This is a genomic window from Gallalistipes aquisgranensis (assembly GCF_014982715.1).
Lineage (GTDB): Bacteria > Bacteroidota > Bacteroidia > Bacteroidales > Rikenellaceae > Gallalistipes > Gallalistipes aquisgranensis.
Window position 1 is genome coordinate 2,148,445 of sequence record NZ_JADCJY010000001.1, and the last position, 23,130, is coordinate 2,171,574.

Consider the following 23,130-nt stretch of genomic DNA (forward strand, 5'->3'; position numbering starts at 1 on the left):
CGATTATGAAAAGATTCCTGCCGGTATCCGTCTTTCTGATCCTTGCATTTGCCGGATGCTTTACTGAATACGTGTACATCACCACTTGTGCGTACAAAAATCAGACGGATAAATCTATCAGTTTTACGTGGCACTCACATGATGCAAGACACTCTCTGACAGAAGATACCGTTTTCATTATCCCCCCACAAGGAAGTCATGCATTAAAATTTGGGGCAGAAGGGCATTATCCACTTCCTTTTTGCGGGGACCATATGTCTCCTAATCCCGGCGATTCCATCGTGGTTTCGAACGGGGAGAAACAAGTTATTCATAAGTTTTACCCTCCGGACCCGGAAACGAATAATCTATATCAGATAAAGACATATACTCTCGTGCAGAAAAGGAAACGGCACATAACGTTCGAGTATATCTTCACGGATACCGATTTCGCCGACACGGAACCGTCCGCTCCCATGGAGCCGCACTCCGCGCCGGAATAAAGCGTACCCGTCACCATATTCCCCGCACGAACATGCGCCACACCGCCCATGGGCCATGTAACGACGAAGCGTATTAAATTTCTCCCCGCGCGGCACGATTTTTTCCGCGAAGTCGTATTTTTGCGCCCGAAAAACGACTGAACGATGAAAAAAAGTCTTATCGCGCTGGCCTTCGGAACGCTCGGCCTGGGCATCGCCGAGTTCGTGATGATGGGTATCCTGCCCTACGTGGCGGACGACCTGGGCATCGGCATCGTCACCGCCGGCCATCTCATTTCGGCCTATGCACTGGGGGTCTGCGTAGGGGCACCCATGCTGATCCTCGCCCGCAAATATCCGCTCAAGAAAATCCTCCTCGTGCTGGTCACGATCATCATGGTGGGCAACCTCTGCGCCGCCTCGGCTCCCAACTACTGGGTGCTGCTCCTCTCCCGGTTCGTGTCGGGCCTGCCCCACGGCGCCTATTTCGGCGTGGGCTCGATCGTGGCCGACAAACTGGCCGACAAGGGACACGGTTCGCAGGCCGTCTCGATCATGGTGGCGGGCATGACGGTTGCCAATCTCTTCGGCGTGCCGCTGGGCACCTCGCTCGCCTCGGCCCTCTCCTGGAGGCTCACTTTCCTGCTGGTCGGCTGCTGGGGCGTCATCATCCTCTACTACATCTGGCGCTGGGTGCCGCAAGTGGAGAGCCTGCCCGACACGGGACTGAAGGGACAGTTCCGGTTTCTCCGTTCGCCTGCCCCCTGGCTGCTGATCGGCGCCACGATGCTGGGCAACGGGGGTATCTTCAGCTGGTACAGTTACATCAATCCGCTGCTGGTGAACGTCTCCGGTTTCCCGGCCCACAGCATCACCTTCCTCATGGTGCTGGCCGGTTTCGGCATGGTGGTCGGCAACCTGGCCAGCGGACGCCTCTCCGACCGTTTCCAGCCCGGGCGCGTGGCCGCCACGGTCCAGGGCATCGTCTGTCTCCTGCTGCTGCTCACCTTCTTCCTGTCGCCGGTGCCGTGGCTCTCCGTCCTGCTCATGTGCCTCTGCACGACGGGACTTTTCGCTCTCTCCAGCCCCCAGCAGATCTTGCTGATCCGCTACTCGAAAGGAGGCGAAATGCTGGGGGCCGCCAGTGTTCAGGTGGCCTTCAACCTCGGCAACGCCTTGGGCGCCTATCTCGGCGGCCTCCCGCTCGACGCCGGGCTGGACTACCGCTACACCGCCCTGGTCGGAGCCCCGCTCGCGCTGGCCGGCTTCCTCCTGCTGCGGCTGTTCCACCGACGCTACGAAACGCCCCGGCTTCCTGGGGCCTAAAACCGCTGCCCTGTCCGGAATACGGCCCCGGCCGGCAGCCCCGGATTCACCCCCTCTTCCCGGATACAGTCCGGTTCCCCGCTCCGGGTGCGCCCCCAAACGACAGGAAAGGCCGTCCGTAAGAACGGCCTTTCCCCGTTTCGCGGCAGAGAGAGCCTATTTCTTCCGGTTCTTGATATAGAGGAACCGCTTGATCTTGTGGGTCGGGGTCTTTTCGAAACCGTCCGTCTGTTCCACGACCACCGAAATCCGGGAAAATTTGTTCACCTTGGAGTTGACGTAGCGCATCAGGTCGGACTTGATCTCGTCCATCTTGTTGCCCAGTTCCTCCTTCATGCTGTAATACCGGCGCTCCAGCTCCTCGCGGTTGAAATGGACGAGAGCCACCAGTTTGCCCTTCTCCTCCTTGACGATCGAATCGGTCACCAGAAAATGGCTGTTGATGACCGTCTCGATCTCCTCCGGATAGATGTTCTCCCCGCTGGGCCCGACGATCATGTTGTTCAGACGCCCTTTGATATAGAGGTAACCGCGCGAATCGAAAAGGCCGAGGTCCTTGGTGCGGAACCAGCCGTCGGGCGTGAAGACCTCCTTCGTGGCCTCGGGATTCTTGTAATAGCCGATCATCGTGCTCGGGCTCCTGACCACGATCTCTCCCTCGCCCGACCGGGGATTGATATTTTCGAGCCGGGCCGACACGCCGTCCATCACGGGACCCGTCGAGCCGAGCGACGTACGGCCCGGAATGGCCCCCGCGATCAACGGTGCGGTCTCGGTGAGCCCGTATCCGATGGCATAGGGGAAACGCGCGTCGATCAGGAACTGTTCGGCCTGCGTGTCGAGCTTGGCCCCGCCGATTCCGAAAAAGCGCAGGCGGCCGCCGAAAATCTTCACCAGTTTCCGGCCCGCCACCCGATGGATCATCCGGCGGAACCAACCCCAGCCGTACACCCTTTTCTTGAAGGCGTTTTCCGTGAAAGGTTTGAGCACCTGACTTTTGTATATCTTCTCGATAATCAGCGGCACGCTCAGCATGATCGTCGGCCGGATCGCCTTCATGGCGGGCATGAGGGTCGAAGCCGTGGGCGGACGGTCGAGATAGACCACCGACGAGCCCTCCATGAAAGGATAGAGCATACCGATCGAACACTCGTAGGTATGCGACAGGGGCAGGATCGAAAGGAACACATCCTGCGGACCGATCGGATAGAGCCTCCGGGCCATCTCCAGCTGCGAACAGAGATTGCTGTGGGAGAGCATCACCCCCTTGGGTTTGGAGGTGGTGCCCGACGTGTAGATGATCGCCGCGACATCCTCGCCGCGGGGCTCGGTCATCGTACCCCGTCCCGTACCGTGCCGGGAGATGATTCCCAGGTTCTTGGTGCGGATCACCACATTGAGTTTCTCTATGATCGCTTTGGAAACTTTCGAAAAGAGTTTGTCGGACACCAGCAGCGCCTTGGCATCGGCATGCTCGATAATCATGTCGAGCTCCGGTCCCGAAAAGTCGGGCAGGATCGGAACCACCACCATGCCGGACGAGACGACGGCCAGATAGCAGACGGGCCAGTTGGGCATGTTCCCGCTCAGGAGGGCCACCTTGTCGCCGCTGCTGAGCCCCGCGTCGAGCAGCATCTCCCGGACGGTCTCGACCCGCTCCCCGAACTCCCGGTAGGTCATGGAGCCGGCCTCGTACATCGAGAAAGAGGGCCTTTCGGCGAACGAACCGATACTGTTCAGATACAGTTCGCGCAATGTTTTAAAAGCCATAATCAACAAAAAATACTCCCAATTTCAAACGCAAAAATAGTTTTTATTATTATGAAAACGCTATTTTTACGAAAAATAATGCGATGCTGGAGGCGGAATGGATACGGAGGCAGGCCCTCGGAATAGGATTCGACGACTGCGGAGTGGCCCGTTGCAGACGACTGGACGAACGGGCGGAGGGATTCTCTGCGTGGCTGGCCGAGGGCAATCATGCCGGACTGGGCTACCTGGAGCGCCACGCGGACAAACGCCTCGACCCCGCCCTGCTCGTAGAGGGAGCCCGCACGGTGGTCGTCTGCCTGGTCTCCTGCAACAACGGGGCCTGGCAGGAGAGCTGCCGCCCGGTCCCCGATCCCGCCCGCCCGTGGGAACCCTACCCCCGCATCGCCTCCTACGCCCTGGCACGCGACTACCACACGACCATCCGGGAGATGCTGACCGCCCTGCTCGACGCCGTCCGCCGGCGCTATCCCGGCGTCACGGGCCGCTGCTTCACCGACACGGCCCCGCTGATGGAGAAGAGCTGGGCTGCGGAGGCCGGACTGGGTTGGATCGGCAAGAACTCCCTGCTCGTCTCTCCCCGATTCGGCTCGTTCGTCCTGCTGGGCGAGGCGGTGCTCGACGCCCCCGCCGACCACTACGACACGCCGTTCGCCGGGGAGCGGTGCGGCACCTGCCGGCGCTGCATGGATGCCTGTCCGAACGGTGCGATCACGGCTCCGCGCCGGCTCGATCTGCGGCGCTGCATCTCGCGCCTGACGATCGAACGTCCCGCCCCGGCCGACGCACCCCGTCCGGCATCTCCCGCCACCAGGCCTGCGGAACATCCCGTTTCCACGGAAACAGCCCCCGGACACTCCCCCGTCCCGCCGGCCGACACTCCGGCCGCGCTTTCCGCGAACGCCCCCGTTCCGCCCCCCGGAGGGACCGCGCAGAGCCCTCCGGACGTACCCGGCCTGCACGGCTGGCTCTTCGGCTGCGACCTGTGCCAAAGCGTCTGTCCCTACAACCGCCAGGCCCCCCGGTTCACCCACCCGGCATTCGCCCCGCTTTTCCGGCCCGACGAAATGACGCGCGAGACCTGGCTCGCCCTTTCCGCCGCGGCGTTCCGGACCCGCATGGGCACCACCCCGCTCGTCCGCTGCGGGCTGGAAAACCTGCAGCTGCGACTGATCCGCCGCGACTGACACCCCGACGGGCAGACGCACACTCCGGAGGCAACCGTCCGTCCCGCCGGCTCCCGCCGAAAACAAAACGCCCCGGCCTTGCGACCGGGACGTTCCGTCCTTAAACTTATTCCAGATTACATTGATTACAGCTTCGGACCGGCAGCCACCAGCGCCTTGCCGGCTTCGTTGCCCTCGAACTTGGTGAAGTTCTTGATAAAGCGGGCAGCCAGATCGCGGGCCTTTTCGTCCCACTGAGCCGCCTCGGCATAGGTGTCGCGCGGGTCGAGGATCTTGGGATCTACACCCGGCAGAGCGGTCGGCACTTCGAAATCGAAGTACGGGATCTTCTTGGTGGGAGCCTTGTCGATCGAACCGTCCAGAATGGCGTCGATGATACCCCGGGTGTCCTTGATCGAGATACGTTTGCCGGTTCCGTTCCATCCGGTATTCACCAGATAGGCCTTGGCGCCCGACATCTGCATCTTCTTCACCAGCTCCTCGCCGTACTTGGTGGGGTGCAGCGACAGGAAGGCCGCACCGAAGCAGGCCGAGAAGGTCGGCGTGGGCTCGGTGATGCCGCGCTCGGTACCGGCCAGTTTGGCGGTGAAGCCCGACAGGAAGTAGTATTTGGTCTGTTCCGGGGTCAGGATCGAAACCGGAGGCAGCACGCCGAACGCATCGGCCGACAGGAAGATCACCTTCTTGGCGGCGGGAGCCTTCGAAACGGGCTTCACGATATTCTTGATGAAGTAGATCGGGTACGACACGCGGGTGTTCTCGGTCACCGACTTGTCGCTGAAGTCCACCACGCCCTCGGCGTTGACGGTTACGTTCTCCAGCAGGGCGTCGCGCTTGATGGCGTTCCAGATGTCGGGTTCGTTCTCCTGGCTGAGGTTGATCACCTTGGCGTAGCAGCCGCCCTCGAAGTTGAAGACGCCCTCGTCGTCCCATCCGTGCTCGTCGTCGCCGATGAGCAGACGCTTGGGATCGGTCGAAAGGGTGGTCTTGCCCGTACCCGACAGACCGAAGAAGATGGCGGTGTTCTTACCCTCCATGTCGGTGTTGGCCGAGCAGTGCATCGAGGCGATACCCTTGAGCGGCAGCAGGTAGTTCATGTAGGAGAACATGCCCTTCTTCATCTCGCCGCCGTACCAGGTGTTGATGATCACCTGCATCTTCTCGGTGAGGTTGAACACCACGGCCGTCTCCGAATTCAGACCCAGTTCCTTGTAGTTCTCCACCTTGGCCTTCGACGCGTTCAGCACCACGAAGTCGGGCTCGCCGAAGTTCTTCAGCTCCTCCTCGGTGGGACGGATGAACATGTTCTTCACGAAATGGGCCTGCCAGGCCACCTCCATGATGAAGCGGATCTTGAGGCGGGTATTCTCGTTGGCGCCGCAGAAAGCGTCCACCACGTAGAGCCGCTTGTTCGAAAGTTCCTTCGAAGCGATATCCTTCAGCACCTTCCATGCCTCCTGCGTGGCGGGCTTGTTGTCGTTCTTATACTCGTCGGAAGTCCACCAGATGGTGTCGCGCGTCACGTCGTCCATCACGAAGAACTTGTCCTTGGGCGAACGGCCGGTATACACGCCGGTCATCACGTCCACGGCTCCCATATTGGTCACCACACCTTTCTCGTAACCCTCCAGGCCCGGAGCGGTCTCCTCCTCGAACAGCTGCTCGTAAGAGGGATTGTGTACGATCTCGGTCACGCCCGTGATCCCGTACTTGCTCAAATCGATCTTTGACATAATCAAACTATTTTTAGTTAATACATCTTCTTTTCCGGATGCAAAGGTATAAAAAGTTTTGTATTGTTACACAAATAACAGTAGTTTTTTAAATTTTTTTCTAAATTAATTTTCCGTGTTGCTTTTCCGCCCCGCAGAGACCCCGCAGGGTGCTATCCGAAAGGTCCGTTCCGCTTTTTCTCCCGCCCCGTGCAATATTTCCCGGGAATTTCCCTTTCTTTGACAAGGAAAACACGAAACGGGCATGGCCGGACTCTACATACATATCCCCTTCTGCAAACAGTTGTGCCACTACTGCGACTTCTTCTCCTGCATATCCCTTGCCAAAACCGGCCCCGTGCTGGAGGCCCTGCTCCGGGAGATGGAGCTGCGGCGGCGGTTTCTGCCCGGCGACAGCCTCTCCACGTTCTACGTCGGCGGAGGCACCCCTTCGGTCTACGCTCCGCAGGAACTCGGCCGGCTGACGGCCCGGGCCCGGGAACTGTGGGACTGCACCGGACTGGAGGAGTCCACCGTGGAGGTGAATCCGGACGACCTCTCGCCCGCCTGCCTCGACGGGCTGCTGCGGGCCGGGTTCGACCGGCTGAGTATCGGCATCCAGTCCTTCGTCGACCGCGACCTGCGGCTGATGAACCGCCGCCACACGGCCGAAGGAGCCGAAAAGGCGGTGCGGGAGGCGCAGCGGGCCGGATTCGGCAACATCTCGATCGACCTGATCTACGGTATCCCCGGCATGAGCGACCGGGAGTGGAGGGATAACCTGGAGCGGGCGCTCTCACTGGAGGTCCAACACATCTCGGCCTACCACCTGACCGTCGAACCCCGCACGGTCTTCGGCCGCCGGGCCGCACAGGGGAAATTCACACCCGTGGACGAAGAGACCAGCCAGCGGCAGTACCTCACGCTCCACCGCACGCTCACCGCCGCCGGATACGAACACTACGAAATCTCCAACTTCGCCCGGCCTGGCCGCCGTTCGCGCCACAACAGCGCCTACTGGACGGGCGAACCCTATCTGGGAATCGGTCCCTCGGCCCACTCCTACGACGGACGGCGCCGCAGCTGGAGCCCCCCTTCCCTCGCCCGCTACCTCGGGGAGCTGGAGGAGGGGACTCTCTACGAAGAGGAGACGCTCACCGAGGAGGAACGGTACGACGAACTGGTGATGGTCTCCCTGCGCCGGGCCGAGGGAGTGGACACCGCCGAACTGGAACGCCGGTTCGGGGCACGCAAATTGTGTTATTTCGAGGAGTCGGCCCACCGTTTCGTGGAGGCCGGCATACTGGAACACACGGGCGGCCGCTACCGTCTCCGGCCCGAGGAGTACCTCGTGTCGGACGGCGTGATCTGCGAACTGTTCTGGCCCGGAGACGGGGAGACGCATACATAATAATAAGAAAAACCGTGACAGGAAGTCAAAAAATTCCTAATTTTGCACCCTCGACCATTCGCATCTAAACACATGAAATATGACCGCATGTAACGGAACCAAAGAGAAGCCCGACTACCTGTTCGAGGTGAGTTGGGAAGTATGCAACAAGGTGGGCGGCATCCACACCGTCGTCGCGACCAAAGCGCTGACCATGTCCCAGACCCTGGGCGACCGCTATATCCTGATCGGACCCGACATCCACCGGGAAGGGACCAATCCCGAATTCGAAGAGGACCCGAGCCTGCTCAAGAACTGGAAACAAATGGTCTATAACGACGGTCTCCGCGTCAAGGTGGGCCGCTGGAAAGTAAAGGGCAACCCGCTCGTGGTGCTGGTGGACTTCAGTTCGTTCATCCCCCAGAAGGACGAAATCCTGAAATTCCTCTGGGAGACCTACCGCGTGGATTCGATTAGCGGACAGTGGGACTACATCGAACCGGTCCTCTTCGGCTACGCGGCCGCCAAGGTGATCGAGAGCTACGTGGAAACCTTCTGCGCCTCGACCGACAAGGTGGCGGCCCACTTCCACGAGTGGATGACCAGCAGCGGCGGACTCTACCTGCGCAAGTTCTCGCCCTATATCGCCACGGTCTTCACCACCCACGCCACGGTGATGGGCCGTTCGCTGGCCGGCAACGGCCTGCCCCTGTACGGCAACCTGACCCGTTTCAACGCCGACGAGTACGCCCGCCAGTTCAACGTGGTGGCCAAGCACTCCCTCGAAAAGACGGCGGCCAACTACTACGACGCCTTTCTCACGGTGAGCGATATCACGGCCCGCGAATGCAAATACCTGCTCGGACGCGAGGTGCATCTGGTGACGCCGAACGGTTTCGAGGACGACTTCGTATGGGAGGCCCCCGTACTGGAACAGAAACGGAAAGAGGCCCGCGAGGCGATGATCCGCGTGGCGGAAGCCTGCCTGGACTGCAAGTTCGAACGGGAACCGCTGATCGTGGGCACCAGCGGCCGCTATGAATTCAAGAACAAAGGGCTCGACGTCTTCATGGATTCGCTCAAGAAACTGGCCGAAAACGACGGACTGGAGCGCGACGTGCTGGCCTACATCACCGTACCGGCCGGCAACGAGGGTCCCCGCAAGGACCTGAGGGCCCATCTGGACGACCCGTCCAACCCGATCGACCGCAACCAAAATCCGCACACGACCCACTATCTGTCGGCTCCGGATTGGGACCCGATCCTCAACGCGATGAAGGACAGCCGGCTGCTCGACCCCGCCTGCCGGGTGAAGGTGATCTTCGTTCCCACCTACCTCGACGAGCACGACGGCATCTTCGACAGGCACTACTACGAGCTGCTGGCCGGCATGGACGTCACGGTCTTCGCCTCCTACTACGAACCGTGGGGCTACACCCCGCTGGAGAGCGTGGCTTTCGGCGTGCCGACCGTCACCACGTCGCTGGCCGGATTCGGCCTGTGGGTGGACCGCCACGACAAGGAGCACAAAGGCGTGGAGGTGATCCGCCGCACGGACACGAACGACTCCGAGGTGGTGGAGGCCATCGCCGCCTCGCTGCGCCGTTTCGCCGGCATGAGCGCCGAAGAGTACGCCGGGTACCGCGAATCGGCCGCGGCCATCGCCAGGACGGCCCTGTGGGAGAACCTGATCGAATTCTACTGCCAAGCCTACGAACTCGCCCTGCAGAATGCCGTGGCCCGCACCAATCGCGTGGCCTACGAGGGGGGCGGCAACTATACCGAACAGATCAATTTCGTGCGCCAGCAGTTGGTGAGCAATACGCCCACCTGGACGCGTCTGATGGTGGAAAAGAGCCTGCCGGCCCGTCTTCACCCGCTGGAAATCCTGTCGCACAACCTCTGGTGGTCATGGACGCTGGGAGCCCACGAACTGTTCGAGTACATCGACAACGACCTGTGGCACGACTGCGACCGCAATCCGATCGACTTCCTCGACCGGCTCGACTACAAGCGGCTCAAAGAGCTCGAAAAGGACGCGGAGTTTCTCGCCAAGATGGACGCCGTCTACGCCGAATTCCAGGACTACATGAAGGAGAAGGCGGAGGCCGGCGGGCCGAAGATCGCCTACTTCAGCATGGAATACGGCCTGAACAACACCCTTAAAATCTATTCGGGCGGCCTCGGCATCCTGGCCGGCGACTATCTCAAGGAAGCCAGCGACAAGAACGTGCCGATGGTGGCCGTAGGACTGCTCTACCGCTACGGATACTTCACGCAGCGCCTCTCCGCACAAGGAGCCCAGGAGGCCAGCTACGAGGCGCAGAACTTCTACAAGCTGCCCATCTCACCCGCCCGCGACGCCGAAGGCAACTGGTGCAGCATCCACATCGCCTTCCCGGGACGGACGATCACGGCCCGCATCTGGAAATGCGAAGTGGGCCGCACGGACCTCTACCTGCTCGACACCGACCACGACCTGAACCTGGACGAAGACCGCCAGATCACCCACTACCTCTACGGAGGCGACTGGGAGAACCGGCTCAAACAGGAGATCCTGCTCGGCATCGGAGGCATCCGGGCCCTCAACGAACTGGGCATCCACCAGGACGTCTACCACTGCAACGAAGGCCACGCGGCCTTCATGGGCATCGAACGGATCAACAACCTGATCGGCAAGCACAAGCTCTCGTTCAGCGAAGCGCTGGAGGTGGTGCGCTCCTCGTCGCTCTTCACCACGCACACGCCGGTTCCGGCCGGACACGACGCCTTCCCCGAGTCGATGATCCGCCAGTACATGTCGCACTACCCCGACCGGCTGGGCGTGACATGGGAACAGTTCATCAACCTCGGCAAGACCAAGCCCAACGATCCGAACGAGAAGTTCTCGATGAGCTTCCTGGCCTGCAACCTCTGCCAGGAGGTGAACGGCGTGAGCTGGCTGCACGGCGAGGTGAGCAAGGAGATCCTGGGCGGCATGTGGCCCGGCTACTTCAAGGACGAACTCCACATCGGCTACGTCACCAACGGCGTGCACTTCCCCACCTGGACGGCACCCAACCTCCGCAGGCTCTATGCCCGGTACTTCCCGGAAGGGTTCCGCCGGCACGACTACGACATCGCCGCCTGGCAGAAGGTGCACGAGATCCGGGACGAGGAGCTGTGGAGCGAACGCATGGTCCTCAAGGACAAACTCATCCAGCATATCCGCAAACGGATGGCCGACCCCTCGCAGGCGGTCTTCACTTCGCCGGGCCAGATGGTCCGCAGCATCGAGGCCTTCAAGCCCGACGTGCTGACCATCGGTTTCGCCCGCCGGTTCGCCACCTACAAACGGGCCAACCTTCTCTTCACGAACCTCGACCGGCTCGACGCCATCGTCAACAACCCGGAACGCCCCGTGCAGTTCGTCTTCGCGGGCAAGGCGCATCCGAACGACAAGCCGGGACAGGACCTCATCAAACGCGTGGTGGAGGTGGCGGCCATGCCCCGTTTCGCCGGCAAGATCATCTTCCTGCAGAACTACGACATGGAGCTGGCCCGCAGGATGGTGCAGGGCGTGGACGTATGGCTCAACACCCCGACCCGCCCGCTGGAGGCCTCGGGCACCAGCGGCGAGAAGGCCGTAATGAACGGCGTGCTGCAATTCAGCGTACTCGACGGCTGGTGGGTGGAAGGCTACCGGAAAGGGGCCGGCTGGATGCTGCCGATGGAGCGGACCTTCACCGACCAGAATTTCCAGAACGACCTGGACGCCGAAATCATCTACACCACCATCGAGGAGGAGATCGCCCCCATGTACTACAAACGGGACGAACAGAACATTCCCTACGAGTGGATGCGGGCCGTCAAGAGCTGCATCGCGGACATCGCGGCCAACTTCACGACCAACCGCATGCTGCGCGATTACGAGGAGCGTTTCTACGGCAAGCTCTGCGAGCGTCACCGGACGATGGTCGCCGCCGACTTCACGCTGGCCCGCGAAATCGCCGCCTGGAAACGAAGGGTCAGCAACTCGTGGGACAAGGTGAACATCCTCACCGTCAAACAGCTCGACATGGGCAAGGAGGCCATCAAACTGGGCAACCCCTACCATATCGAGGTGACGGTGGACGTGGACGGGCTCCGTCCGCAGGACATCGGCGTGGAACTGATCGTGGCCAGCCAGATCGACGAAGGCAAGGTGAAGATCGTGGACACCAAACAGCTCGAACTGATCGGCAGCGAAGGCAGCCACGCCACCTACGCCGTGGATTCGGTGCCCGACCGCAGCGGCACGTTCGACATGGCGCTGAGAGTCTACCCCAAGAACGACAAACTGCCCCACCGCATGGACTTCGCGCTGGTGAAATGGGCATAGGACGGCCACCGGCGCACAGCGCCGGGCCGCACGCACGGGAACCCCGGAGCGCCTCGAGGCGCTCCGGGGTTCCCGTTTCCGGACAGGAGCCGCACGAAATACGAAATAAGTCCGAAGACGACATTTACCGGCACGTTTTATGTTGGTTCCCGCAGGGTAAAACCGTACTTTTGCCCTGCCTCCCCGGCCGGTCCGGAACGGTACGGGCCGCACGCGTGCGGGGAAGGGATACGGTAAAAAAACGGGGAAAACCGAAATAATTTATTCGCGGATACCGTTTGATATTTCGGGAAATTTCCTTAAATTTACGGGTGTCCACAAAAGAAAAAACTATGTCTGTATTAAGCTTCGACAAGGACAGCCTCGGCAATCTGGAGTATTCGCTCCAGCGGGAGATGCTGAGCACCAACCGGGCGGGTGGCTACATGAGCACGACGATCGTCTGCTGCAACACCCGGAAGTACCACGGTCTGATGGTCTGCCCGATCGGCGACGGCGAGCAGAACTACGTGCTGCTCTCCAACCTGGACGAAACCGTCATCCAGCACGACCAGAGCTTCAACCTGGCAATCCACCGTTTTCCAGGCATCTACGAGCCCCGGGGCCACAAATACATCACCGACTTCGCCTACACCCCCACCCCCACGATCACCTATCGCGTGGGCGGCGTGGTGCTGCGCAAGGAGATGCTGTGGATACACCGGCGCACGCAGCTGTTGATCCGCTACACGCTGCTGGACGCCCACTCCCCCACACGGCTGCGGCTGCGTCCCTTCCTCGCCTTCCGGAACATGCACGAGCTGAGCCACGCCAACATGTTCGCCGACGGACGCACCTACGCCGCGGCGGGCGGCGTACGGTGCCGGCTGTACGAGGATTTCCCGTGGCTCTACATGCAGACGAACCGGGATGCCGAATTCGTGGCGGCACCCGACTGGTACTACAACTTCGAATACGCCGAGGAGGCGCGGCGGGGCTATCCTTTCCGCGAGGACCTGCTCACGCCGGGGTATTTCGAAGCGGACATCGCCAAAGGCGAGAGCCTCATCTTCTCCTGTTCGCTGGAGGAGGTCGCCCGGGACGGCATCGAAAAAGACTTCGCGGAGGAGCTGGGACGGCGCTCCGACAAGATAGACTTCCTCTCCTGCGTGCGCCATTCGGCCCGACAGTTCATCGCCCGCAGGGGCGACCGGACGGAAGTGGTGGCCGGCTACCCGTGGTTCGGACGCTGGGGCCGCGACACCTTCATCGCCCTGCCGGGCATCACCCTCACGCAGGGCAACGTGCAGGAGTGCATGGATGTCGTGGACACCATGACCCGCGAGATGAAGGACGGGCTCTTCCCCAACATGGGCAGCGCCTACAACTCGGTGGACGCCCCGCTGTGGTTCTTCTGGACGCTCCAGCAACTCGAAAAGCACGTGGGAGCCGAGACGATATGGAAAAAATACGGAACGAAGATGAAGGATGTCCTCGCGGCCTACCGCCGGGGCATCGGCGGCATCATCGCCCTGCACAGCAACGGGCTCGTATGGGCTTCCGCCCCGGGCAAGGCGCTCACCTGGATGGATGCCGTGGTGGACGGCGTGCCCGTGACGGGCAGGGACGGCTATCAGGTGGAGATCAACGCCCTGTGGTACAACGCCCTGTGCTATACGCTCCATCTGGCCCACAAGTTCAGGGACAAAGCGTTCGAAAAGGAGTGGAAAGGGCAGCCGGAACTGACGAAAGCCTCGTTCATCAAAACCTTCTGGTTCCCCTCCGAACAATATCTGGCCGACTATGTGGGTACGGAAGGTCCCAATTGGTTCATCCGCCCCAACCAGATCATCGCCTGCTCGCTGCCCTATGTCATGCTCGACCAGGAACAGATACTGGGCGTGGTGAACATCGTGCGGCAGCACCTGCTGACCCCGAAAGGGCTGCGGACGCTCTCGCCGCGCAACCCCCTCTACCAGGGGCGCTACGAAGGCGACCAGCCCGCACGCGACCGGCAGTACCACCAGGGAACGGTGTGGCCGTGGCTGCTGGAGCACTACGTCAAGACCAATTTCGACCTGCACGGTCCGGCGTTCGTCTCCACGGCCGAGGAGATGCTGGAGGAGTTCGAGGCCTGCCTCAACGTCTACGGCATCGGGTCGATCTCCGAAATCTGCGACGGCGATCCTCCCCATGCCCCCAAAGGGGCCATTTCGCAGGCCTGGAGCGTGGGCTCCGTGCTCCGCATCCAGGAGATGATCGAAACGTACAAAAAGAAAAAACCGCATAAAAAAGGACTGAGATGAGAGTATTGATGTTCGGATGGGAGTTTCCCCCGCATATCGCGGGGGGTCTCGGGACGGCATGCTACGGACTGACCCGCGGGCTGGCCAAACAGGGTGTGGAAGTCACGTTCGTCATGCCCCATGCCTACGGGGACGAGGACCAGCGTTTCGTGAAGGTAGTCAATGCCTCCGACGTGGAGGCGATGTACGGGGACGGCCGCAACGACGATATCTGGGAGAAGATGACTTTTATCCACATCAACTCGAACATGGTGCCCTACATCTCGCCCGAGGAGTTCGAGTCCCGGAGCGAGGAGTTCCGCAAGACGGGAACCGTGAAACGGGACGGGGACGTATGGAAGGAGCGCTACACCTTTTCCGGCAAGTACGGCTCCAACCTGATGGAGGAGGTGGCCCGCTACGCCATGGTGGCCGCCGAGGTCACCCGGCAGATGGAGGGCCGGTTCGACGTGATCCACGCCCACGACTGGCTCACCTACTATGCCGGAATCGCAGCCAAACGGGTGTCGGGCAAACCGCTGGTGGTGCACATGCACGCCACGGAGTTCGACCGCAGCGGCGAACACGTGAACCAGAGCGTCTACAACATCGAGCGGGCCGGCATGCAGGCCGCCGACCGGGTGATCGCCGTGAGCAACCTCACGCGCAACATCGTGATCGAAAAATACGGCATCCCGGCCGAAAAGGTGGTGACGGTGCACAACGCCGTACGCTTCGCCGGCACGCCTTCGGCCGACGTGGAACGGGGCGTGAAGGACAAGATCGTCACGTTCCTGGGCCGCATCACCTACCAGAAAGGGCCCGACTATTTCGTGGAGGCGGCCGCCAAGGTGCTCAAAAGGCTGCCCAACGTACGGTTCGTCATGGCCGGCAGCGGCGACATGATGCACCACGTGATCCGCCGCGTGGCCAAGCTGGGCATCGCGGACCGGTTCCACTTCACGGGGTTCCTAAAGGGCGACGACGTGCAGAAGATGTTCGCGCTGAGCGACGTGTACGTCATGCCCTCCGTCTCGGAGCCGTTCGGCATCTCGCCGCTGGAGGCGATGAAGTCGAACGTACCGGTCATCATCTCCAAACAGTCGGGCGTGGCCGAAGTGCTGGACTACGCCGTGAAGGTGGACTACTGGGACGTGGATGCCATGGCCGACGCCATCTATGCCCTGGTACAGTACCCCGCCCTCGCCCGGATGTTCGCCCAGAAGGGGCTGGAAGAGGTGACGGGACTCAAGTGGGACAACGCCGCCGCAGAAGTGAAAAAAGTGTACGAATCCGTCCTGTGACCGCAGGCGGGTTACGCAAGAAGTATAATTTAAACGCAAGATTATGAAGACCGTTTGTTTCTATTTTCAGGTGCACCAGCCTCTGAGGCTCAAAAAATACCGGTTCTTTAACATGGGTAAGGACCACTATTACCTGGACGACATAGCCAACCGGTCGATACTCCAGAAAGTGGCATCGCGCTGCTACCTGCCCATGAACCGGCTGCTGCTCCGCCTGATCGAGGAAAACAAAGGGGCTTTCAGGGTCAGCTTCTCGCTCTCGGGGCTGGTGGTCGAACAGTTCAGGGCCCACGCCCCCGAAGTGCTGGAGAGTTTCCGGGCATTGGCCCAGACGGGGTGCGTGGAGTTTCTCGGAGAGACCTACGACCATTCGCTGGCCTCGCTGATCGACCAGGAGGAGTTCGAGGCACAGGTCCGGGCCCATTCGGCCATGATCGAAAAGGAGTTCGGACAGCGGCCCGTCACATTCCGCAACACGGAGCTGATCTACTCCGACGAGATCGGGGCCCGCGTGGCCGGCATGGGATTCAAGGCGATGCTGGCCGAGGGCGCCAAGCACATCCTGGGCTGGAAAAGCCCCAACTACGTCTATGCCAACAGCCTGAACCAGAAACTGCGGCTCCTGCTGCGCAACTACAAGCTGAGCGACGACATCGCCTTCCGCTTCTCCGACCGCGGATGGGACCAGTGGCCGCTGACGGTGGAAAAATACGTGGGCTGGCTCACCTCTCCCGACATGCCCGGCGAAGTGGTCAACCTGTTCATGGACTACGAAACTTTCGGAGAGCATCAATGGGCCGAAACGGGCATCTTCGACTTCATGGCGGCCCTGCCCAAAGCGGCGCTGGCTACGGGAAAACTTGAGTTCGCCACGGCGGCAGAAACTGCGGCCAGACACCAGCCGGTGGCGGTGCTCTCCTCCCCGCACGCTATGTCGTGGGCCGACGAGGAGCGGGACGTAACGGCCTGGGTGGGCAACGAACTCCAGAACGACGCGTTCGACACCCTCTACGCCCTGCGTCCGAAAATCAAGGCGATCGCCGACCCTGACTTCGACTACGTGTGGAATTTCCTCCAGGCCTCCGACCACTTCTATTACATGGCGACCAAGTGGTTCTCGGACGGCGACGTACACAGCTATTTCAACCCTTACGACTCTGCCTACGAGGCATTCATCAACTATATGAACGTACTGAGCGACTTCAAGATCGAAGTGGACAAACGCTACGCGCAACTGACGGAGCAGAAACAGGAGCGGGAAACCTGTCCGGTTTCCGCCTGACAGCGGTGCCCGTTCCGGCGGATTGTCCGCCGGAACCGTCCTCCCGCAACATCCGGATAAAACCCCGGCTCCCTCTCGGGGAAAACGACCACCCCTGCCGCACGAACGGCAGGGGTGAATCATTCGGACACAGACCGGCAGTCCGCCCCTTGCCCGGCACCCCGGACCGGAACGACCTCCGGCTCACTCCGCCTTTTCCGGCCGGGTCGGAGGTTCGGGCATTCCTTCGCCGGGCCGCACATTCATTCCCCGCATACGGCGCTCTTCCATCCGACTCTCCAACCTGCGCCATTCGGCATACTGATCGGCCGAAAGTATTTTTTTCATTTTCCTGTCCCGGACGGCCAGCTCCTTCTCCGACTCCTCGGCCGGAGGCACCGCCATACCCTGCGGTCCCGGACCGGAAGGCCGTCCTTCCCGCATACCCGGACCACCGGGAACAGGCCCCATATCTCTGCCGGGACCCATGCCTCCGCCCGGACCGCCCATCGGGGGCCTGCCGCCGCCCATCTCCCCGAACGAACGGAATTCCATCCCGCCCAACAGTTTCTCGGCCTGCTTCAGATAGATCTTATAGACCTTCTTCGCCTGCCGGTCATCGAGCTTCAACTCCCGGGTCAGGTATTCCGTCCTGCCGGCAGCCATCCGCTCCGGAGTCATTGCCGGAATTCTCCCGGCAGGGCGTTGCTGTGCCTGCCCGCAAAGGCAGGAGAACGCCAGCACGCCGCATGTCAATACGAACCGCATTTTTTTCATATCATCCGATCAATTGGTTAAACGACAGATGCAAAATACGGAACAGGGCCGGCCACGGCAAATAAATCCCACAGGCAGCCCGATTTTGCCGGCAAACGCCGAAAAACGAAGGACGTTCCATTTCCGAGCAGTCCGCCCCCTCCCGAAAAAAATCCCCCGGCCGCCGCATGACAGCCGAGGGAACTTCGTATTCCCGGAATCCGGACGACCCTATTCGTCGTCCTCCAGATAACTCAGATCGTCCATCAGGGCGTCGATCTCCCGGCGCTCCTTCTTGGTGGGCCGCCCGGTCCCGCGATCCCGGGCGATGAAGATCGTCTCCCGGGGAATATTGAGCTTGTCGAGCTCCTCCTGCGGGGTGATATTCTGCGCATACAGGGGTACATTCTTCGCCGGCTGCCGGCTCGACACCAGTTCCAGCACGCGGAAGGTGTAGGTAACCGGCATTTTCTTCACGGAGACCACCTCCCCGCACTTCACCTCGCGCGAGGGTTTCACATAGGCCCCTCCGACCAACACCCGGTTGGTCCGGCACGCCTCGGCCGCATCGCTGCGGGTCTTGTAGATCCGCACGGCCCACAACCATTTGTCCAGCCTTACCGAAGACATCGTTCCTATTTTTTATTGTATGCGTTCATCGTGCGCTCCACCCCCTGCAAACCGAACGAACGGATGATCTCGCAGGCCGTTTCGATCCGCGGAGGCATCCCGCTGCGCTCCTGGTCGGTCCACTCTCCCAGCACGTAGTCCACCTGGTGTCCGCGGGGAAAGTCGCCCCCAACGCCGAAACGGAGCCGGGCATAGTTTTCGCTCCCGAGCATCAGGGCGATGTTCTTCAGACCGTTATGCCCGCCGTCGCTGCCCCTGGCCCGCAGACGGAGCGTCCCGAACGGAAGCGCGATATCGTCCACCACGACCAGCAGGTTTTCCGGCTCGATCTTCCCGGCCTGCATCCAGTAGCTGACCGCCTTGCCGCTCAGATTCATGTAGGTGGAGGGTTTCAGCAACACGAACGTACGTCCCTTGTACTTCGTCTCGCACACGGCTCCGTAACGCCCGGCGCCAAAAACAGCATTGGACGCCTCGGCAAAGGCGTCCAACACTTTGAATCCTATGTTGTGGCGGGTTTCGGCGTACTCGGCACCGATATTGCCCAGCCCGACAATCAGATATTTCAACGCTTACCGGACTATTGCGCCTTGGCTGCGGCATCGGCGGCACCGCGTGCGGCACGCGTCATACGCACGGCACAAACGGCGGTCGTAGCCGGAGTCAGCAGGTCGAGGTTATCGAATTTGAGATCGCCCACGAAAATCGACTTGCCCAACCCGAGCGTGGTGACGTCCACCGTCAGTTCGTCGGGCAGATTCTCGATCGTTCCGTTCACGCGGATTTTCCGCTTGCTCAGAATCAGCTTACCGCCCTGCTTCACGCCTTCCGAGTTGCCGGTCAGCTTTACGGGAATGTCGATGGCGACGGGTTTGCCCGGGATCACGCGGTAGAAGTCGATGTGGAGCACGTTGTCCTTCACGGGATGGTACTGCACCTCGCGCATGACGCCCTTCTCCTTCCTGCCGTCGATGTCGAACTCCACGATATAGGAGTTGGGGGTGTAAATAAGCGGCTTGAGCGCCTTCTCGTCCACCGAGAAGTGGATCGTTTCGCCTTCGCCGTAGATAACGCAGGGAACCTGTCCTGCGGCACGAACGGCCTTGCTCTCCTTCTTGCCGAACGCCTCGCGCTTGGCTGCTTTGATTTCCAGTGTCTGCATAATAGAAAAATTTATGATCGATTAAATAAAACCTCGGGCGCCACTCAGCCTCCCCGTATGCCCGGACAGGCCCCATAAACGCTTGCGGGGACAAAATTAGGAATAATTTCCGGATTTGCTATTTTTTTTCGATTTTTTGATTACCTTTGTCACGCTTTACGCAGCGATTAGGTTCTTTTCATACTCCTCGCATGTTAAATAATTGTTAAAAATTTTTAATATGTTTGGAAAATCGAAAATTACTCCTTATCTTTGCAGTGAAGTTTTAAGGTTCATTTTAGGTTAGTAGTTTTAGGTTAGTAGAGGAAATCAGGGGTCCGGCGTTCTGCCGCCCGTGGTTTCCTTGTTTTTTCCCCTCAGGAGAAAACAGCGAACCCGACCGGCCGAACCGAAAAACGGATTCCGAAGATGCGCGAAAAGCAAAAGCCCAGGTGGTGAAATTGGTAGACACGCTACTTTGAGGGGGTAGTGGACGCTTTAGTCCGTGTGAGTTCGAGTCTCATCTTGGGCACAAAAGCCTCCGGTCACAAGCCGGAGGCTTTTTCGTCTCCATACGACACATTCTGGAACGTCCGCCTCCGGCGAATCCGACACCACCGCTCCGTCACCCCTCTCCCTCACTTCCGTCCCCATCCACCCCGACCGGCTGCCATCCCGGAACGGCAGCCTTGATCCGGCCCCGCCGCACCCCGTTTCCGCCGCAATATCCCCATCGGGAATATTTTTTTCCCGAAAAATTTGCACGGTACGATTTATTTTCCTTATATTTGCACACCTTTTCAAACAAAGGCCTACCAAATGCCCAGGTGGCGGAACTGGTAGACGCGCACGTTTCAGGTGCGTGTGCCGCAAGGCGTGCAGGTTCGATTCCTGTCCTGGGCACTGAAAACCCTGTCGGAATTTCTTCCGACGGGGTTTTGCTTTTCCCCAGAAAGGCCATCCTTCTGTCGCCCGCCCGGAATCCACTCTCTCCACCAAGCCTCCCTCTTCCGGAAGACGGCCGCGCTACCTTTCCCCCACCGGCCTCTCCTCCGGCCCTTCGCCGAAATCGAACCGCAGCTGCACGTACACGGGAGCCGTCTCCGGGGCATTGGCCACGGCCAGCCCGACGAGACGCACCTTCCGACCGCCGAAATCCACACCCCCGAGCAGCTCTCCGGCTACCCGTTCCAGTTGTTCCGGCGTCTCCACCGGTCCGGGCAGCGTGTGCGAACGGGTGATCTGCCGGAAATCGTCGTACTTGAGTTTCAGCACCACGGTCCTGCCCCGGAAACCGTATTTCGACACCCGCCGCCACACCTCCTCCCGCACGGCCCCCAGCTCCGCGAGCAGCCGCTCCCGGTCGTCCGTGTCCTCGGCGAAGGTGTTTTCGGCTCCCAGCGATTTCCGGATGCGGTTGGGCTCCACCGCCCTCGGGTCGATTCCCCGGGCATAACCGTAATAGGCATGTCCCGCCTTGCCGAAATGACGCACCAGCTCCTCCTCCGACCGTTCGCGCAGCTCCGCCCCCGTACGTATCCCCAGGCGGTGCATCTTGCGGGCCGTCACCTCGCCGATACCGAAAAACCTCTCGACGGGCAGTCCGGCCACGAACCCGTCCACCATCCGGGGTTCGATCACGAACAGTCCGTCGGGCTTGCGGTAGTCCGAGGCGATCTTGGCCAGCATCTTGTTCACCGACACGCCCGCCGAAGCCGTGAGCCCGGTCTCCGCCAGGATGCGGGCCTTGATCTCGCGGGCCGCGAGCGTGGCCGAAGGCAGATGCGTCACGTCCAGGAAAGCCTCGTCCAGAGAAAGCGGCTCCACCAGCTCCGTGTAGTCGTAGAAGATGGCCCGTATCTGCTGCGACACGGCCTTGTAGACCTCCATGCGCGAGGGGATGAAGACCAGTTGCGGACAGAGGCGCAGGGCACGCACCGAGGAGATGGCCGAATGCACCCCGTAGCGACGCGCCTCGTAGCTGGCCGTCGCCACCACGCCGCGCGGACCGGCATACCCCACGGCCACGGGCAGTCCCCGCAGTTCGGGACGGTCCCGCTGCTCGATGGAGGCATAGAAGGCGTCCATGTCGATATGTATGATCTTCCGCTCCGGCATAAGGGATTCAATCGGGGGATAAATATAACGGATATTTCCGACTTAAATTTCCCCGTCCGCCGCGAGAAAAAAACGACGGAGTCCGACCTCCTCATTTTCTTCACGTTCGCCCCTCCCGGTCCGTCGTGCCGCCGGACCGGACATACGAAACGCCCTCCCGCCGCCGTTTATAGCCCGGATCGAATCATTGTACATACAGTTAAAAACAGAAAAGACCCATTTCCCATGAAACGAGCCTTTTTTATTTTATTCCTGTGCGCAGTCCTCTGCGGCTGCTCGAAACAGATCGAAGACCAACTCCATTTCAACGACATCGAAAAACCTTTCGAGGCGACCTTCCAGCCGGACACCGTCCGCACCGCCGGCCTCGACCCCTCGCGCCTGCGCACCTACTTCGACCCGGCGGGCTCCTCGGCCGAGATCACCGATCCCGAGGAGTATTCGTTCCGCGTGGACGAACTGATCCGCGTGGAGGGCACGGAATCCGGCGACGCCGTGCGCATCCGGAGCTTTTCGGCCAAACCGGTCCTCGGCGTGACGCTGGAAGTCCTCCTGCCGGACTTCGGCCTCTACCTTCCGGTCGCATGGATCGACAGCCTCCCCGGCTTCGCGCAGTTCGAGTTCCCGGCCTCGTTCACCGGCCGGCGCCTCACCTGGGAGCGGGAAGACGGCACGTTCGTCAGTTTCCACTACCCCTATTTCGACGCCGCGAAGATGAAACCGCGCCTGCGGAGCGACGATCCCCACCTCGGCAAGCTGCAACGGATCGACGCCCGGTGGGACTTCCGCTTCTCGAATTACGACTGGAACGGGACGAACTCCTCCACCTGGCGCGAGATGCGCCCGCTGTACGCCCGCGAGTGGGTGGTCATCGTCACCAACTACGCCTACATGATGACCACTCCGGAGTACCGTCACGTCATGGAGAACTTCGGACGCATCTTCGGCGGGGAGCTCTGCGACAACGAACGCATCCCCTTCACCTCCGAAAAGTACGCGTCGGAACGGGAGCGCTTCCTCCGTCCGTTCAGCTTCGTGCTGGGACAGAGCGGCGAACAGGTCGGCGGCCTGGGCGGCGGAGGCGTCTGGGGCATCACGTCCTGGAACTTCTACGGCCACTACGCCTCGTTCAGCGGCTGGGAGGCCATCACCCACGAATTCATGCACAACATGGGCTACGGGCACGCCAGCAACATGACCTACGCGGTGGACGGCGTGGGATGGACGGAATTCATCTGGCAGCTCCACCTCTGGCTGAGCCGCAAGGGCGATCTGCCCTACCTCGACCGGAACCTGCTGGGCTTCCACAAGGACGGGAACGCCCCCTACCGCGACTGTGAGATCCGGGAGGTCTTCCGCGACGACGCGAAACTGGAACAGCAGATCCGGAGCTTCTACGACAAAAGCAAACTGGTGAAATATTTCAAGGAAAACCCCATAACCGAATAAC

At 60.8% G+C, this 23,130-nt stretch carries 16 protein-coding genes and 2 tRNA genes; 11 read left to right on the forward strand and 7 right to left on the reverse strand.

Going from position 1 to position 23,130, the window contains the following annotated elements; all coding sequences use genetic code 11:
- The first annotated feature begins 5 nt into the window (after nucleotides 1-5).
- Both INF32_RS08720 and araJ read left to right on the forward strand, forming a co-directional pair.
- Nucleotides 6-482: a hypothetical protein gene (locus INF32_RS08720; protein WP_226387952.1), complete on the forward strand. Its 477-nt coding sequence runs from the start codon at nucleotides 6-8 to the stop codon at nucleotides 480-482.
- A gap of 144 nt (nucleotides 483-626) precedes the next feature.
- Complete coding sequence (araJ, locus tag INF32_RS08725; RefSeq protein WP_226387953.1) at nucleotides 627-1,787, forward strand: MFS transporter AraJ; 1,161 nt, start codon at nucleotides 627-629, stop codon at nucleotides 1,785-1,787.
- A 156-nt stretch (nucleotides 1,788-1,943) separates the two neighbouring features.
- Here araJ and INF32_RS08730 read toward each other — a convergent pair whose 3' ends face one another.
- Nucleotides 1,944-3,557, reverse strand: coding sequence for an AMP-binding protein (locus INF32_RS08730; RefSeq protein ID WP_226387954.1), 1,614 nt, complete (start codon nucleotides 3,555-3,557; stop codon nucleotides 1,944-1,946).
- An 83-nt stretch (nucleotides 3,558-3,640) separates the two neighbouring features.
- Between INF32_RS08730 and INF32_RS08735 the strand changes: the two genes are divergently transcribed.
- On the forward strand, nucleotides 3,641-4,744 hold the full coding sequence (locus INF32_RS08735) for an epoxyqueuosine reductase (RefSeq protein ID WP_226387955.1): 1,104 nt from the start codon (nucleotides 3,641-3,643) through the stop codon (nucleotides 4,742-4,744).
- Between the two features lie 125 nt (nucleotides 4,745-4,869).
- Here INF32_RS08735 and pckA read toward each other — a convergent pair whose 3' ends face one another.
- On the reverse strand, nucleotides 4,870-6,477 hold the full coding sequence (gene pckA, locus INF32_RS08740) for a phosphoenolpyruvate carboxykinase (ATP) (RefSeq protein WP_226387956.1): 1,608 nt from the start codon (nucleotides 6,475-6,477) through the stop codon (nucleotides 4,870-4,872).
- Nucleotides 6,478-6,721: 244 nt separating this feature from the next.
- Here pckA and hemW point away from each other — a divergent pair, with 244 nt between their 5' ends.
- From hemW to INF32_RS08765, 5 genes are all read left to right on the forward strand, one after another.
- A complete protein-coding gene (gene hemW / locus INF32_RS08745) occupies nucleotides 6,722-7,867 on the forward strand; it encodes a radical SAM family heme chaperone HemW (RefSeq protein ID WP_226387957.1) in 1,146 nt (381 codons plus the stop codon).
- Between the two features lie 79 nt (nucleotides 7,868-7,946).
- Nucleotides 7,947-12,206, forward strand: a complete 4,260-nt coding sequence (glgP, locus tag INF32_RS08750; protein WP_226387958.1) for an alpha-glucan family phosphorylase — start codon at nucleotides 7,947-7,949, stop codon at nucleotides 12,204-12,206.
- Nucleotides 12,207-12,538: 332 nt separating this feature from the next.
- Nucleotides 12,539-14,491 carry an amylo-alpha-1,6-glucosidase gene (locus INF32_RS08755; protein ID WP_226387959.1) on the forward strand — a complete coding sequence of 651 codons (1,953 nt, stop codon included), beginning with the start codon at nucleotides 12,539-12,541 and terminating at the stop codon, nucleotides 14,489-14,491.
- Nucleotides 14,488-15,774: a glycosyltransferase family 4 protein gene (locus INF32_RS08760; protein ID WP_317172699.1), complete on the forward strand. Its 1,287-nt coding sequence runs from the start codon at nucleotides 14,488-14,490 to the stop codon at nucleotides 15,772-15,774. Before INF32_RS08755 ends, INF32_RS08760 begins: the two co-directional genes overlap by 4 nt.
- A 43-nt stretch (nucleotides 15,775-15,817) precedes the next feature.
- Nucleotides 15,818-17,056: a glycoside hydrolase family 57 protein gene (locus INF32_RS08765; protein WP_226387960.1), complete on the forward strand. Its 1,239-nt coding sequence runs from the start codon at nucleotides 15,818-15,820 to the stop codon at nucleotides 17,054-17,056.
- A gap of 183 nt (nucleotides 17,057-17,239) precedes the next feature.
- Here the strand turns inward: INF32_RS08765 and INF32_RS08770 are convergent, their stop codons facing one another.
- The 4 genes from INF32_RS08770 to INF32_RS08785 form a co-directional block, all read right to left on the reverse strand.
- Nucleotides 17,240-17,812: a hypothetical protein gene (locus INF32_RS08770; RefSeq protein WP_226387961.1), complete on the reverse strand. Its 573-nt coding sequence runs from the start codon at nucleotides 17,810-17,812 to the stop codon at nucleotides 17,240-17,242.
- Between the two features lie 210 nt (nucleotides 17,813-18,022).
- Nucleotides 18,023-18,421, reverse strand: a complete 399-nt coding sequence (locus tag INF32_RS08775) for an RNA-binding S4 domain-containing protein (RefSeq protein ID WP_226387962.1) — start codon at nucleotides 18,419-18,421, stop codon at nucleotides 18,023-18,025.
- 5 nt (nucleotides 18,422-18,426) lie between these two features.
- Entirely contained in the window at nucleotides 18,427-18,990 is a 564-nt protein-coding gene (gene pth / locus INF32_RS08780) for an aminoacyl-tRNA hydrolase (RefSeq protein ID WP_226387963.1), read from the reverse strand.
- A gap of 11 nt (nucleotides 18,991-19,001) precedes the next feature.
- Nucleotides 19,002-19,583 (reverse strand): 50S ribosomal protein L25/general stress protein Ctc, encoded by a 582-nt coding sequence (locus tag INF32_RS08785; protein WP_226387964.1) that lies wholly within the window; start codon nucleotides 19,581-19,583, stop codon nucleotides 19,002-19,004.
- Nucleotides 19,584-20,008: 425 nt separating this feature from the next.
- Between INF32_RS08785 and INF32_RS08790 the strand changes: the two genes are divergently transcribed.
- Together INF32_RS08790 and INF32_RS08795 are read left to right on the forward strand one after the other, a co-directional pair.
- A tRNA-Leu gene (locus tag INF32_RS08790) sits at nucleotides 20,009-20,094 on the forward strand.
- 289 nt (nucleotides 20,095-20,383) lie between these two features.
- Nucleotides 20,384-20,465 (forward strand) — tRNA-Leu (locus INF32_RS08795).
- 123 nt (nucleotides 20,466-20,588) lie between these two features.
- On the opposite strand, the gene dinB is transcribed toward INF32_RS08795, so the two are convergent.
- A complete protein-coding gene (dinB, locus tag INF32_RS08800; protein ID WP_226387965.1) occupies nucleotides 20,589-21,680 on the reverse strand; it encodes a DNA polymerase IV in 1,092 nt (363 codons plus the stop codon).
- 225 nt (nucleotides 21,681-21,905) lie between these two features.
- Here dinB and INF32_RS08805 point away from each other — a divergent pair, with 225 nt between their 5' ends.
- The gene (locus INF32_RS08805) at nucleotides 21,906-23,129 is read left to right on the forward strand and encodes a hypothetical protein (RefSeq protein ID WP_226387966.1); all 1,224 of its coding nucleotides are present in this window, start codon (nucleotides 21,906-21,908) and stop codon (nucleotides 23,127-23,129) included.
- Nucleotide 23,130 lies beyond the last annotated feature (1 nt).